Here is a 15,267-nt window from a genome sequence, read left to right on the forward strand (position 1 = left end):
CTGCGATATTCGATTGCAAAAACGCGCCCCGTGAATAGCTTGTGCGGCATGGATTCTGGAATTGGGAGGATTCCCTCATGGCGCACAGCAATGAAAAAACCAACGTCCTGGCGAGGCTGGATGAGCTGGAGCGGTTTTGCCGCGCCGTTTTCCTGGCCGCCGGCACTGATGACGAAACGGCCGATGCGGCGACACGCGCCATGATGCATGGCACAAGGCTCGGTGTGGACAGCCATGGAGTTCGCCTGCTTGCCCATTATATTACCGCGCTCGAAGGCGGGCGTCTCAATCGGCGACCGCAGATAGCCCGTGTTTCCGGCTTCGGCGCAGTGGAAACGATCGATGCCGACCACGCCCATGGCGCCCGCGCCACCTATGCGGCCATGGACAGCGCCATGTCGCTTGCGGAAAAATTCGGCATCGGCGCGGTGGCGATCCGTAACTCCTCACATTTCGGCCCGGCCGGCGCCTATGCGCTGGAAGCCGCGCGACAGGGTTATATCGGCCTCGCCTTCTGCAATTCGGACAGTTTCGTGCGCCTGCATGATGGCGCCATGCGTTTCCACGGCACCAACCCCATCGCCATTGGCGTGCCGGCAGCGGATGACATGCCCTGGCTGCTGGACATGGCCACCAGCGCGGTGCCCTATAATCGCGTTCTGCTTTACCGGAGCCTCGGCCAGCAGCTGCCGCAAGGCGTTGCCTCTGACGGAGACGGCGTCGATACGCGCGATCCGCATGCCGTTGAAATGCTTGCCCCGGTCGGCGGCGAGTTCGGGTTCAAGGGTGCGGCACTTGCGGGAATGGTGGAGATTTTCAGCGCTGTGCTGACAGGCATGAAACTCAGCTTTGATATCGCTCCCATGGGCGGGCCGGATTTTGCCACGCCGCGCGGGCTTGGGGCCTTCGTTCTGGCGCTGAAGCCGGAAGCCTTCCTGGAGCGGGAAGTCTTCGATGAGGGCATGAAACGTTATCTCGAGGTCCTGCGGGAATCACCGGCGCGGGAAGACTGCAAGGTCATGGCGCCGGGTGACCGGGAGTGGGCGGTGGCCGCAAAACGGGAGAGGGAAGGGGCTCCTGTCGATCCCGTCACGCGGGAGGCGTTCTCGGAGCTCGCGGCAAGATTCTCGGTTAGCCCGCCCGCCTATCATTAAATCTGCCTGCGGCTTTCCGCCTTCAGCCCAGAGTCAGGCGGGGCGCAGCAGCATGTTCGGGTGCGGATAGGCGGTGGCGGCCGGGCCCAGCCTTTCGGCGACGACGGGGCGACCGATATAGTAACCCTGCGCGTAATCGATCTCCATCTGCCGCACCAGCCTTAGCTGTTCCTCGGTCTCCACGCCTTCGATCAGGATTCTGTGGCCGCGGTTGCGGATGAGGCGGATCATGTCCTGCAGCATTGCCCGGCCACGCGGGGTCTTGCTGTCATGCAGGAAGGAGCGGTCGATCTTGACGGTATCGAAATCCGTCATGCGCAGCCACGAAAGGCCTGCGAAACCGGTTCCGAAATCATCCAGCCAGATATTGATGCCGAGCGTCTTCAGGTCGTTCAGACACCGCAGCACGTCCGAATGCATTTCCATGTCGACGCCTTCAGTGATTTCGAAGGCGAGCCTGTTGCCGGCAATGCCGGCCTCCACGAGAATGGCCGCGACCGAGGTGGCAAAACCCGGATTTTTCAATTGCATCGGCGAGACGTTGACGCTGACGACAGCCACCTTGTCATCGGCCAGTATCTGTTTGCAGACGGTCTTGATGGTCCACAGGCCCAGTTCCATGATCGTGCCGGTGCGCTCGGCAATCGGAATGAAAATACCGGGTGCAACAGGGTTCCCGTCCAGCAGGCGAAGCCGCATCAGCGCTTCGACCCCCGCGGTCTCGTTGGTCGAGATGTTGAGAATCGGCTGGTAGACGAGGGAAACGAGATTTTCCGCGATGGCGATTTTCAGCAGGGCGGCAATGTTCTCCGTCTCGTCGCTGGTCTGCGGATCATCGGGATCGAACAGCTTCATGCAGTTGCGACCGTTGCCCTTGGCAATATAGAGCGCGCGGTCGGCTTCATTGATGATCTTTTCCAGCTTGCCGTCCGGATTGGGGCGGGTGAAGGACGCACCGATGCTGACAGTGACGATGAAGGTACCGTCCCGGCGCTGGTCATGGGCGAGCGACAGGTTTTCAACGGTGTGGCGGATCGTCTCGGCAAGTTCGCCAACCTGCTGCTTGGACTTGAACGGCGCCAGCACGATGAATTCCTCACCGCCATAGCGGCCGATTGAGGCGCCGTGTTCGGTGATGGCATCCTGCAGGGCGGTGCCAACAGTCATCAGGCATTTGTCGCCCTCCTGATGGCCGTAACGGTCGTTGTATTTCTTGAAGAAGTCGACGTCGATCAGAAAAACGGCAAAGCCCTCTTCCTTCCTGATCCAATTGTCCCACAGAAGGCGCAGATGATGATCAATGGCGCGGCGGTTCTGCAGGCCCGTCAGGGAGTCGGTATTGGACAGCCGCAGCAGCGCCTGGCCACGTTCGTCCGCGGCCTTCTGTTGGGCTTTTGCCTCCAGCCCGTTCACAAAGACGTGGTAGCGTTCCCGGTTCAGGTTCCAGTTCACGTAAGAGGTGAAGACGAAGCAGGATATGTAGAAGGTGCCGAAGGCGAACTTGTAGAAGCTGTCTTCGGGAAACTGCGTCGCCGCCAGAAAATAGGTAACGAGAATAATGCCTGAAGACACCAGCGACAGGTGGAAGCGGAAGGTGAAAAACAGATTGGCGCCCATCATGAAGATCGCCCCGAAAACCATGTAGTAGGACATGTTTTCGGTATTGTCGGTCAGTAGCGAAGGTAACAGCCAGCCGATATAGCCCATGACGAGAGCGGTAGCGCAGGTAAGATCAAGCGCCGCAGTGCTGGCGCCATTGCGCAGCTGAATTTCCAGCGTCAGCAGCGATGAGATGACGACGGCGAAGCGTGCGAGAATGGTGTAAGATGCGACATCGGGTATCAGAATGATGTCGGTTGCGGCAAACAGCAGATAGATGAAAACAGCGGTCCACAGGCCCCGTCGGATTGAACCACGGCGGCTGCGCTCACCTTCCTGCTGGTAAAGGGCAAGAAGTTCATCAGAAAACCGGGAGTCCGGCCGCCGATAGTCTTGCTGTCCACTCACCTCTCCCAATGTGTGCTTCATGCACTTTCCCATAGTGTTGCGTATACTTTATTAAGTAACTGCTTATTCCACTTTTCCGTGTGCTGTCGCACCCAGTGCGGGTTCCCGTCGATCTCCGCCGATGTGGGCGGAGACCATGGAAAGGAAGAACGCATCATACGTTCGCAACATTAAGTTTCACTAAATCGCGTATCTGCTTTCTCCCGTACTCACGAGTGTGACCAAAAAAATACGCTAATCTACTAATGTATCCCTACACCGCGCAAAAATCGAAAGCGAGTGGCCTTCCGTCTCCCAGAAACGTATAGTTAACAATGTGTTAATACTGGAGGCTGAAGTGGTGCGGGTAAAGAAGAAAAATCTTGACGGGGCAAGTCTGATTACCCCGGATACTGTCGCAAAAGAGATTTTTGCACGCAGGACGGAAACATTCGATGAGCAGTTCGCAGTTGCGAAAGCAGAGGTGGCGCTCATTCTCGAATTGGCACAACAGCAATTCGACAATCGTGTTTCGGCGCGTGAGATAATACATAGAACGGCGGGCGCACTTCATGGCCTGCGGGAAAATCTCCACTCCAGCGTGTGGGCTGAACTGATTCCGCTGGTACAGAATCACCCCGTTTCGAGCCATTTTCTGGAGGACCCGTTCACGCGGTGGTCTTTCGAAAAGCCGCGGGGTTATTCGGGCGATGCGCAGCTGCTCGATTTCATTTATGGTCACGACAGTGTTGCCGAACTGGTGAAGAAGGCTACGCCGCTAGGTGCCGCCCTTTACGATTATACGAAGGATGCCAGTTCCTCGGTCGCCGTGCGCGAGCGGCGCGATTTGCTGACACGCTTCGTTGACGAGGCTGCAGCCCGGCACGGCAATGAGACGGAAATCCTCACCATCGCGTCCGGCCATCTGCGCGAGGCGGATGCGTCCATGGCGTTGAAAGAGGGCGGGATCAAGCGCTGGGTGGCGCTCGATCAGGATCCCTTGAGCGTCGGTTCCGTCGCCCGGGATTTTAACGGTAGCTGCATCGAGGCGATCGACGGTTCCGTGCGCGATATCGTGCTGCGCACGCAGGAACTCGGCACTTTCGACCTAGTCTATGCGGCCGGTCTTTACGATTATCTGAACGACCGTGTGGCGATCAAGCTCACGCGGCGCTGCATGGAGATGCTGAAACCCGGCGGCATGTTCCTCTTCGCCAATTTCTCGGAAGACATCGTCGTCGACGGTTACATGGAGACCTTCATGAACTGGGCGCTGCTGTTGCGCTCCAAGGCGGATATGTGGCGGATCGTCAATGCCAGCGCTGATCCTTCCAGCATCGAGGCGGAGGTGTTCTTCGGGGAGAACCACAATATCGTTTACGCAACGATGCGTAAGAAGGCGTGACATCCTTCGGCCAGTCTCTGCTTGCCAATAACTATTTGCTTAAACCTCGTCGCGGGCCTAAGAATCCGCGCCGAATGCGTTGCAGGATGGAATGGCTGAAATGAAGAGATATTATTCGGATATGGGCGGTTTGCCGGGACAGACGGAACTTCTGTCGAGCAAGGCGGTGTTCAAGACCGCTTATGCGGTCATCCCCAAAACCGTCATGTCCGATATCGTGACAAGTGTGCTGCCGCACTGGACCGGCACCCGGGCCTGGATCATCGCCCGGCCGATGACGGGTTTTTCCGAAACTTTCGCGCAATATATCGTTGAGGTGCAGCCCGGCGGCGGCAGCGACCGGCCGGAACCGGACGCACGGGCCGAGGCGGCGATCTTCGTCGTTGACGGCGAAATGACCGTGGAGTTCGAAGGCGTGCAGCATGGCCTGCGAGAGGGTTCCTTTGCCTTCCTGCCTGCCGGCTCCCGCTGGCAGCTTCGCAATTCGGGCAAGGCGCCTGTCAAGTTCCACTGGGTCCGCAAGGCGTTTCAGGCGGTCGAGGGTCTGGAGCCGCCGCCGGTGATCTTCACGCATGAAGATGAAAACACTCTCTCGCCCATGCCCGACACGGACGGCAAATGGGCAACGACCCGTTTCATCGATCCGGAGGATGTACGTTACGACATGCACCTCAACATCGTCACCTTCGAGCCGGGCGCGACCATTCCCTTCATGGAAACCCATGTGATGGAACACGGCCTTTATGTGCTGGAAGGCAAGGCCGTCTACCGGCTGAACGAGGATTGGGTGGAAGTGCAGGCGGGTGACTTCATGTGGCTGCGCGCCTATTGCCCGCAGGCCTGTTATGCGGGTGGACCGGGCCGCTTTCGTTACCTGCTCTACAAGGATGTGAACCGGCACGTGAAGCTCTGGTAACGGGCATCATAGTCACAGAACCCGGGAATTATCGCGCAATCCGAAGGTTTGCGCGATAAATGCTTGCGTTAAATCGAATATCTCTAATAAATCCGGTGATGCGGGCGGCCATTGCCGCCCCGCACCCTTTCGGCCTTCATCCGCATTTACCTCAAGAAGAATGCCCGCATGAGTGAGACGATCGATACCAACATCTTCAACCTCGCGCCCGTGGCGATGTGGATAGAAGATTTCAGCGACGTGAAAAGCCAGTTCGATATCTGGCGGTCGCAGGGCGTCGAGGATATCAGGACGTTTCTTCTCGAAGATTTATCAAGGGTTGCGGCCTGCTCCCAGAAAATCCGTGTGATCAAGGTCAACGCCAGGACGCTGGAGCTGTTCGAGGCGCGTGATCAGGCTCATCTCGTTGACAATCTGCACCGGATTTTTCGTGACGACATGCTGGAAAGCCATGTGAACGAGCTTTCCGAACTCTGGGCGGGCAAGACGGAATTCACCAGCAACGCGGTCAATTATTCAATCGGCGGCAAGCGGCTGGATATTCAGTTGCGCGGCGCGGTCATCCCCGGCCACGAAGAAACACTCGGACGGCTGCTTTTGACCACCGAGGATGTGACGGAGCGGGAGGAGGCCCGCCGCAAGGAGCGTCTCAACCGCCGTTACGCCGAAGGCATGTTCAAACATTCGCCCGTTTCCCTGTGGGTGGAAGATTTCAGCCGGGTGCGGCGATTGATCGAGGAGGTCAGGGAGCGCGGCATCATCGATTTCCGCGTGTTCATGGATGTTCATCCCGAATTCGTGCGGCAATGCATGAGCGAAATTCGCGTCATCGACGTCAACCGCGCGACGCTCGACCTGTTCTGCGCGCCGGACCGGCAGGTTCTGTTGCAGCGGCTTGGCGATATTTTCCGCGGCGAGATGGAAAAGCCGTTCCGCGAACAGCTGATGGAGCTTTGGAACGGCAATCTCAACCACCATCGCGAGGTGGTGAATTATGCGCTTGACGGTTCGGAGCGGCACGTTCTCCTGCATTTTTCCGTTTTTCCGGGCCATGAGCACGACTGGTCGCTGGTGCAGGTGGCGCTGACGGACATTACCGCGCGCAAGAAGGCTGAAGCCTATCTCGAATATCTCGGCAAGCACGATGTGCTGACCAAGCTGCACAACCGCGCCTTCTATTCGGATGAGTTGAACAGGCTGGAGCGCAGCGCGCTCAGGCCGGTTTCTGCGATCGTCATCGATCTCAATGGCCTGAAGGACGCCAATGACAAGCTGGGGCACGATGCCGGTGACGCTTTGTTGCGGCGCATGGGAGAGGTGCTGAACGGCGTCGTGACCGCGCCGAACCATGCCGCGCGCATCGGCGGTGACGAATTCGCCATCCTTCTTCCCGGCGCCGACAAGCAGGTTGCCGCCGCCATGGTCGAAACCGTTTATGAGTTAATGAAGATCAACAACCAGTTCTATTCCAGCGCGCCGCTCAGCCTGTCGCTGGGTGTGGCGACCAGCGAGGCCGGCGAGACGATGGAATCGCTGGTGCGCCGCGCCGATATGAATATGTACGAGCAGAAGAACGCCTATTATGCGGCCCTGCGCAACAGATCCGCCGATAATAGCGACACGACGAAGAACGGTCCGCCGGAAGCCACCTCGCTGAAGCGTCTGTTCTAAGCGGGCGGGAAACGGCACATTGCCGTCCCGTTTGCGCCATTTCCGTTTGATGCTCTGGCGATATGGCCACGCGCAGGTTCACTGCCGCCACAGGCGCTTCCCGCAAGGGCGGTCCTCCTTCCCGATTTCTGCAATAGCCATTCCCGTTTCCAAGCCGTCTCACGCCTTCACAAGCGCGTGAGACAGCTTTTGCACTGCAACAATTTCATTGCCAAATTTTACATACGTCTTAGTATGTATGTAAATGTGACCTTTTTTATGGATTCGGAGCGCAGTATGGCGAAGAGATTGAGGCAGATCGCGGCGGTGTTGTTGACAGGCATCGTTTTGGTCGGATGTAGCGATGAGCAGGCCTCAGCGCCCGGCGCGCCGCCGCCCGGTGCCGTGAAGATCGTGACGGTGAAGCAGGAAGAGCTTCCCATTACCAACGAATTGCCCGGGCGCATTGCGCCGACGCGGCTTGCCGAAGTGCGTCCGCGTGTCTCCGGCATCATCGTGGAGCGGGTGTTCGAACAGGGCTCGCTGGTGCAGGAAGGCGATGTTCTCTACCGGATCGATCCCGCGCCGTTTCAGGTGCGTGTCGACAGCGCCGAAGGCACGTTGCGCCGGGCGCAGGCCGCGCAGCTTCAGGCGCGGCAGACCGCCGACAGGCAGCAGCAGCTGCGCCGGTCCAATGTTGGTTCCCAGCAGGAATTCGACAATGCCATCGCCCAGCTGGCGCAGGCCGATGCCGAGGTAGCCGTGGCCGAAGCCGGCGTCGCGGAAGCGAAGCTCAATCTGCAATATGCCGATGTCAAAGCCCCGATCGGCGGCCGGATTGGTCGCGCACGTATTACCGAAGGCGCACTCGTCAGCGCCACCGGCTCGGAAAATCTGGCGACGATCCAGCAGCTTGATCCGATCTATGCCGACTTCACCCAGCCGGCCGCCGATCTCATCCGGCTGCGCAAGGCCCTGCAGGATGGCAAGCTGATGACCGGCCCGAACGAAGCCGAAGTCAACCTGCTGTTCGATGACGGCAGCCGCTACCCCGTTCCGGGCCGCCTGCTGTTTTCTGAAGCCGCGGTGGATGAAACAACTGGTCAGGTGACGCTGCGCGGTGAATTCCCGAACCCGAACGGCGATCTGCTGCCGGGCATGTATGTCCGCGTGCAGATTCAGCAGGGTATCCAGAAAGCGGCCTTCGCCGTGCCGCAGCAGGCGGTTCAGCGCGATGCCGGCGGTCAGGCCAGCGTGCTTGTCGTTAACGCCGAAGACACGGTCGAGCAGCGTCGCGTCAGCGTCGGCCGCTCCGTCGGCGATCGCTGGGTGATTTCCGAGGGCCTGAAGGATGGCGACCGCGTCGTGGCCGAAGGTTTCCAGAAGACCGCTCCGGGCGCGAAGGTGAAGCCGGAACCGTGGTCTGATGAGGCCGATGTCGCCACTGCCGCCGGCAGTGAGAGCGCGGCTCCCGCTGCGAAGCAATAAGGACCGATTTCATGGCACGTTTTTTCATCGATCGGCCCATTTTTGCCTGGGTCGTCGCCATCTTCATCATGCTCGCGGGCCTGCTTGCCATTCCCATGCTGCCGATTGCGCAATATCCGAATGTCGCCCCGCCGCAGATCTCCGTCTCGACCACCTATCCTGGCGCGTCGCCGGAGGATATTTACCAGAGCGTCACGCGTCCCATCGAAGAAGAGCTGAACGGTGTTCCCGGGCTGATCTACTTCGAATCGACGTCGGAATCCTCAGGTCGCATTTCCATCAACGTCACCTTTGCGCCGGGCTCCAACATCGGTGAAGCCCAGGTGGAGGTTCAAAACCGCATTGCGCGCGTTGAACCCCGCCTTCCGCAGGCAGTCACGCAGCAGGGCCTGCGTGTCGAGCAGGCGGGCACGTCGTTCCTGATGATGGTGGCGCTCACCTCCGTCGACGGCAACACGGATGCCATCGGTCTAGGTGATTATCTCAGCCGCAACGTTCTGGGGGAGTTGCGCCGCGTTCCCGGCGTCGGCAGCGCGCAATTGTTCGCTACCCAGCGCTCCATGCGCATCTGGATGGACCCGGACAAGATGCTGGGCCTCAGCCTGACATCGAACGACGTCATCAGCGCCATCCAGGCACAGAACTCGCAGGTTGCCGCCGGCCGCATCGGTGCATCGCCAAATCCCATCGGCCAGCAGATTTCCGCAACCGTCAACGTGCAGGGTCAGCTCACCTCGCCGGAAGAATTCGGTTCCATCGTGCTGCGCGCTAATCCGGACGGCTCATCCGTCCGGCTGCGCGACGTCGCGCGCGTGGAAGTGGGCGGCGAAAGCTATAACTTCTCGAGCCGCCTGAACGGCAAGCCGAGCGCTGCTATCGGCGTACAGCTTTCGCCCACCGGCAATGCGCTGCAGACCTCCGAGGGCGTTCGCGCCACGATGGAGGAGCTGTCGCGGTATTTCCCGCCGGGTCTGGAATACGAAATTCCCTATGACACCAGCCCCTTCGTCAAGATTTCGATCGAGAAGGTCATTCACACGCTGCTCGAGGCCATCATCCTCGTCTTCGTGGTGATGTTCGTTTTCCTGCAGAATATCCGCTACACGATCATTCCGACACTGGTGGTGCCCGTGGCGCTGCTCGGCACCTGCGCCATCATGTATGTCTCGGGTTTCTCGATCAACGTTCTGACCATGTTCGCCATGGTTCTCGCCATCGGCATTCTGGTGGATGACGCGATTGTCGTCGTTGAGAATGTCGAGCGCATCATGGCGGAAGAGCATCTGTCGCCCAAGGAGGCCACCCGCAAGGCGATGGGCCAGATTTCCGGCGCGATCATCGGCATCACGCTGGTGCTGACAGCCGTGTTCGTGCCCATGGCCTTCTTCCCGGGCGCCGTCGGCATCATCTACCAGCAGTTCAGCCTGACCATGGTGGTGTCGATCCTGTTCTCCGGCTTCCTCGCCCTGTCGCTCACGCCGGCGCTCTGCGCGTCGTTCCTGAAGCCCATCAAGGCCGGGCACCATGAGAAGAAAGGCTTCTTCGGCTGGTTCAACCGCGGCTTCGACAAGGCCTCGCACAAATATTCCTCGTCCGTCGGCAGCATCATCAAGCGTTCCGGACGCTTCATGGTCATCTATGCGGCGTTGCTGGTCGGCCTCGGCTGGGCGTATATGCAACTGCCGAGCTCGTTCCTTCCGAACGAAGATCAGGGCTACCTGATTGTTGACATTCAGGCACCGGCGGAAGCCAGCAGTGATCGTACGCTGCAATCCATCCAGCAGATCGAAAAGATCTTCATGGAAGAGCCGGCGGTGGATCGTGTGATTGCGGTTTCGGGTTTCTCCTTCTCCGGCTCCGGCCAGAATGCCGGTCTGGCCTTCGCCACCTTGAAGGACTGGAGCGAACGCGGACCGAGTGATTCCGCCGCCGCCATATCGGCGCGCGTCAATGCCAAGCTGTGGGGTCTTCCGGACGCCATGTCGTTTGCGCTGTCGCCGCCGCCAATCCAGGGCCTCGGCAATTCCAGCGGCTTCACCTTCCGCCTGCAGGATCGCGCGGGCGCGGGACAGGCAGCTCTCAGCGCCGCCGGTGCGCAACTGATGGCCGCTGCCCGTCAGAGCCCCATCCTTGCCGGCCTTCGCATTGAAGGCATGCCGGATGCGGCGCAGGTCAATCTCATTATCGACCGTGAGAAGGCCAATACGTTCGGCGTCACCTTCAGCGATATCAACGCCACCATCTCGGCCAATATGGGCTCGTCCTACGTCAACGACTTCCCCAATGCCGGCCGCATGCAGCGCGTGACGGTGCAGGCGGAGCAGGGCCAGCGCATGAAGACGGAGGATCTCCTGAACCTCAACGTCCGTAATGCCAATGGCGGCATGGTGCCGGTGAGCTCGTTTGCCACGGTGGAATGGGTGCGCGGTCCCTCGCAGGTGGTCGGTTATAACGGCTATCCGGCTGTGCGTATCGGCGGCCAGTCCGCACCGGGCTATTCTTCCGGTGACGCCATTGCCGAAATGGAGCGTCTGGCGAGCGAATTGCCTGCTGGTTTCGGTTTCGAATGGACCGGGCAGTCGCTGCAGGAAATCCAGTCCGGTTCGCAGGCGCCGGCGTTGATTGGGCTCAGCGTTCTCTTCGTCTTTCTTCTGCTGGCAGCGCTTTACGAAAGCTGGTCCATTCCGCTCTCCGTCATGCTGGTGGTGCCGCTTGGCGTCATCGGCTCGGTGGCGGCTGTCATGCTGCGCGGCATGCCGAACGACGTCTACTTCCTGGTGGGCCTCGTCGCCATCATCGGCCTGTCCGCAAAGAACGCGATCCTGATCATCGAATTCGCGAAGGATTTGCGGGCGGAAGGAAAATCCACCTATGATGCGACGGTGGAGGCGGCGCACTTGCGCTTCCGGCCGATCCTGATGACGTCGCTTGCCTTCTCGCTCGGCGTGCTGCCAATGGCGATCGCCTCCGGTGCGAGTGCGGCGAGCCAGAATGCCATCGGCACCGGCGTTCTGGGTGGCATGATCTCGGCGACGATCCTCGCGATCTTCTTCGTCCCCGTCTTCTTCGTCTTTGTCATGAAGATTTTCGGGGATCGGAAGAAGGAGAAAGAGATTGCTGCTGACGCCGTATCGCCGGCGGAATAAAACGTGTGTGAAGGCCGGGCCAAAAGTCATGTGAATGCGTTCATCTGATTGACAGCCCGGCACTGCAAAGAAGGCACGGTGCGAAAGCGCCGTGCCGCGATTGGAAGGAGACATGAGCATGCGCCGAACCAAGGCCGAGGCAGAAGAGACGCGTCAGGCGATCCTTGCCGCTGCCGAGCGGGTGTTCTTCAAAAAGGGTGTTGCCAACAGCTCTCTCGATGAGGTGGCGGCTGCCGCCGGCGTCACGCGCGGAGCGATCTACTGGCATTTTTCCAGCAAGAGCGATCTCTTTATCGGCCTCTATCAATCGGTGTCCCTGCCGGAATCGGATCTGCTCGATTTCGGCGACCCCGACCTCAAGGGGCTGGCTCTGCTGGCCAAGATCGAGGAAGCGGCCTGCAAGTGGCTGACGCTTCTTTCAAAAGATGAGCAACGCCAGCGCATCATGACCATCAGCCTGCGCACCAATTACTCGGATGAGTTCGCCCCGGTGCTGCACGCGCAGGAGGAACTAGACCGGTATCACAAGGATCGGCTCGAGGGCGCTTTCGCGCGGGCGCAGGCGGAAGGTGCATTCAACGACAACTGGACGGCGGACTCTGCGCTCGACGCGCTCTACTGGCTGCTGAAAGGCATGTGCTCCGACTGGCTGCTGTTCGGCAAGCGTTTCGATCTGGCCAAGGAGGGCGCCGAAGCCGTGCACCGTCTGATGAAGGGTTTCCAGCGCTCCTCCGCATCCTGACAGGACTTTCACGACCTTCTGGCTTGCGGTTCATACGGTCAAATTTGAGTGTATTCTAAAACACCAGCGAAAATTGCTTTACGTACCTCAAAACGGACGCTAGCTTCTTCTTCGAGCTTTGGGAGGAGTTCGTAGATGGTCATTTCAAAGAAAATTAAGGGGCAAGCGCCGTCCGTTCCTGCGGGACACCGGTGACGGCACATGGCTTTTGCTGACGAATCTCCAGACCATGCCCTTATCCGGACGGTTGGGCTGTCGAAGTCTTTCGGGCCGGTACAGGTTCTGAAGGATATCGAGATCGCGGTGCGTGCCGGTGAGGTCCACGCGATCATAGGCGAGAACGGTGCCGGCAAGTCGACGCTGATGAAGCTTCTGGCCGGCAATGAAAAGCCGTCGGGCGGGGAAATCCGCATCGATGGCGAAGCCGTGGCGCTGAGCGGCCCCGTGGATGCTGAACATCGCGGCATTGTTCTCGTGCATCAGGAAATATTGCTGGCGCCCGATTTGACGGTGGCGCAGAACATTTATCTCGGCCGCGAAGTACGCAGGGGCGCCATGGTGGACGACCGCGCCATGCGCGCCGGCGCCCGCAAGGCGATCGCCGATCTTGGCGGTACGATCGATCCGGACGCCATTGTCGGCAGCCTGTCGATTGCCCAGCGGCAGCTGGTGCAGATCGCCCGCGTTCTGCTCGTGCCGCATCGCGTGGTCATTTTCGATGAGCCGACGGCGAGCCTTACGCCCATCGAAACGGATGCACTGCTGAATGTCATCAGGGACATCCGGGCAAAGGGCGTGGCCGTGCTTTACATTTCGCATCGTCTGCCGGAAGTGAAGGAGATTGCCGACCGGGTGACGGTTCTGCGTGACGGCAAGCTGATCGCCTCCCATCCGGCATCGGCGCTGGAGCCTGCCGATATGGCGCGGCTCATGGTGGGGCGCGACGTAGCCAAGCTTTATCCGGACCGCGCCGCCGGCGGCGAACACGAGCCGGTTCTGCAGGTGGAGCATTTTACCGTTCCGGGGTATGCTCAGGATGCCGGTTTCAGCCTGCGCAGGGGCGAAATTCTCGGTTTTGCCGGTCTCGTTGGCGCCGGCAGAACGGAACTCATGGAAGGAATACTCGGCCTGCGCGCCGGGCGGGGAACCGTGCGGCATCACGGCAGGCCGGTGCATTTCGCAAAGGCGGAAGACAGCCTGAAGGCCGGCATCGTTTATCTGAGCGAGGACCGCAAGGGCAAGGGGCTGCTGCTTGGCAAGGATCTGCGGATCAACCTGACACTGGCCTCGCTCAAGAAATTCAGCCGGATGTTCCAGATCGACACGTGGCGCGAAACGGCGGCGCTCGATGATGCGGTGCGCGACTTCGATATTCGCACTGGCCGCAAGGATTTGCTTGCGGGCCAGCTCTCCGGCGGCAACCAGCAGAAGCTGCTGCTTGCCAAGATGATGCTCCTCGATCCCTCCATCGTCATCATCGACGAACCGACACGGGGCATCGACATCGGCACCAAGGAGCAAATCTACCGCTTTATCGCCAAGCTCGCGGATGAGGGGCGCTCGATCATCGTCGTTTCCTCGGAAATGCCGGAGCTGATCGGCATCTGCGATCGTATTCTTGTGATGCGTTCGGGCCGGATCGTCGGTGAGGTGACCGGTGAGCGCATGACTGAAAACGACATCGTGGCGCTGGCGACGGGCGTTCATACGCAGGAACCTGCCTGAGCGCCCGTGTCGCGGGAAATATGGCCTGATAAAGAAACTGAGGGAAAACATGACTGAGGCCGCATTTGATAACGGCAAAACGCCGAAGACCTCGAAGGACTGGGACCTGCGAGCGGTTGCGCCTTTCGTGGCGCTGGCCCTGCTGCTGGTTCTCGGCACCATCGCCAATCCCAATTTCATCGGCATCGACAATCTGTTGAATGTCGTCACCCGCAGCGCCTTCATCGCCATCATCGCGCTCGGGGCCACCTATGTCATCACGTCAGGCGGGCTTGATCTATCGGTCGGCGCCATGGTCGCATTTGTCGCCAGCCTGATGATCCTGTTCATGAATAGCGGTGTCATCGCCAGTCCGCTTTTGATGCTGCTTACCGCCATGGCGCTGGCGCTCGCCATCGGCGCTGCCTGCGGGCTGACAAACGGCCTCATCACTACCATCGGCCGCATCGAACCTTTCATCGCCACGCTCGGCACCATGGGCATTTATCGCGGCTTGACCACGTGGCTGTCGCAGGGCGGCGCGATCACGCTGCGCAACCCGGAAATCCAGACGCTTTATCGCCCGGTCTATTTCGGTAATATCTTTGGTGTGCCGGTGCCTGTCATCGTCATCTTCGTCACCGCCGCAATAGCCGCCTTCGTGCTCTATCGCACCCGCTATGGCCGGCATCTCACGGCCGTCGGCTCCAGTGAGGATGTGGCGCGTTACTCCGGCATTTCGGTCGCACGGGTCCGCACCATCGCTTATGTGGTGCAGGGGCTCTGCGTCGCCGTTGCGGTGCTGCTTTATGTGCCGCGTCTTGCCTCCACCTCGGCCACGACAGGCATGTTGTGGGAGCTGCAGGCGATCACCGCCGTCGTCGTCGGCGGCACGGCGCTGAGAGGCGGGGTAGGGCGCATCTGGGGTACCATCTGCGGCGCCTTCATTCTGGAGATCGTCGGCAATATCATGATCCTGTCGAACTTCGTCAGCGAATATCTGATCGGCGCCATTCAGGGCGCGATCATCATCATCGCCATGCTGGTGCAGCGTTCGCTCAGCCGCAGGTGACGTA

The 15,267-nt window shown here is 59.8% G+C and carries 10 protein-coding genes; 9 read left to right on the top strand and 1 reads right to left on the bottom strand.

The window, feature by feature from the left end; genetic code table 11:
* The first annotated feature begins 77 nt into the window (after positions 1-77).
* Entirely contained in the window at positions 78-1,154 is a 1,077-nt protein-coding gene (locus V6S97_RS14400) for an Ldh family oxidoreductase (RefSeq protein WP_162691901.1), read from the top strand.
* A 33-nt stretch (positions 1,155-1,187) separates the two neighbouring features.
* Here the strand turns inward: V6S97_RS14400 and V6S97_RS14405 are convergent, their stop codons facing one another.
* Positions 1,188-3,182 carry a putative bifunctional diguanylate cyclase/phosphodiesterase gene (locus tag V6S97_RS14405; RefSeq protein ID WP_060726853.1) on the bottom strand — a complete coding sequence of 665 codons (1,995 nt, stop codon included), beginning with the start codon at positions 3,180-3,182 and terminating at the stop codon, positions 1,188-1,190.
* A 316-nt stretch (positions 3,183-3,498) separates the two neighbouring features.
* Between V6S97_RS14405 and V6S97_RS14410 the strand changes: the two genes are divergently transcribed.
* From V6S97_RS14410 to V6S97_RS14445, 8 genes are all read left to right on the top strand, one after another.
* Entirely contained in the window at positions 3,499-4,545 is a 1,047-nt protein-coding gene (locus V6S97_RS14410; protein WP_003506575.1) for a class I SAM-dependent methyltransferase, read from the top strand.
* Positions 4,546-4,636: 91 nt separating this feature from the next.
* Positions 4,637-5,461 carry a bifunctional allantoicase/(S)-ureidoglycine aminohydrolase gene (locus V6S97_RS14415; RefSeq protein WP_035213010.1) on the top strand — a complete coding sequence of 275 codons (825 nt, stop codon included), beginning with the start codon at positions 4,637-4,639 and terminating at the stop codon, positions 5,459-5,461.
* Between the two features lie 168 nt (positions 5,462-5,629).
* On the top strand, positions 5,630-7,132 hold the full coding sequence (locus V6S97_RS14420; RefSeq protein WP_112278631.1) for a sensor domain-containing diguanylate cyclase: 1,503 nt from the start codon (positions 5,630-5,632) through the stop codon (positions 7,130-7,132).
* A gap of 276 nt (positions 7,133-7,408) precedes the next feature.
* Entirely contained in the window at positions 7,409-8,599 is a 1,191-nt protein-coding gene (locus V6S97_RS14425; protein WP_003506580.1) for an efflux RND transporter periplasmic adaptor subunit, read from the top strand.
* An 11-nt stretch (positions 8,600-8,610) separates the two neighbouring features.
* Positions 8,611-11,745: an efflux RND transporter permease subunit gene (locus V6S97_RS14430; protein WP_111797184.1), complete on the top strand. Its 3,135-nt coding sequence runs from the start codon at positions 8,611-8,613 to the stop codon at positions 11,743-11,745.
* Positions 11,746-11,863: 118 nt separating this feature from the next.
* Positions 11,864-12,487, top strand: coding sequence for a TetR family transcriptional regulator (locus V6S97_RS14435; RefSeq protein ID WP_031234023.1), 624 nt, complete (start codon positions 11,864-11,866; stop codon positions 12,485-12,487).
* 201 nt (positions 12,488-12,688) lie between these two features.
* Positions 12,689-14,212, top strand: a complete 1,524-nt coding sequence (locus V6S97_RS14440) for a sugar ABC transporter ATP-binding protein (protein ID WP_334427164.1) — start codon at positions 12,689-12,691, stop codon at positions 14,210-14,212.
* Between the two features lie 49 nt (positions 14,213-14,261).
* Entirely contained in the window at positions 14,262-15,263 is a 1,002-nt protein-coding gene (locus V6S97_RS14445; protein WP_020810941.1) for an ABC transporter permease, read from the top strand.
* Positions 15,264-15,267: the final 4 nt, after the last annotated feature.

This window comes from Agrobacterium sp. CCNWLW155, assembly GCF_036888815.1.
Lineage (GTDB): Bacteria > Pseudomonadota > Alphaproteobacteria > Rhizobiales > Rhizobiaceae > Agrobacterium > Agrobacterium radiobacter.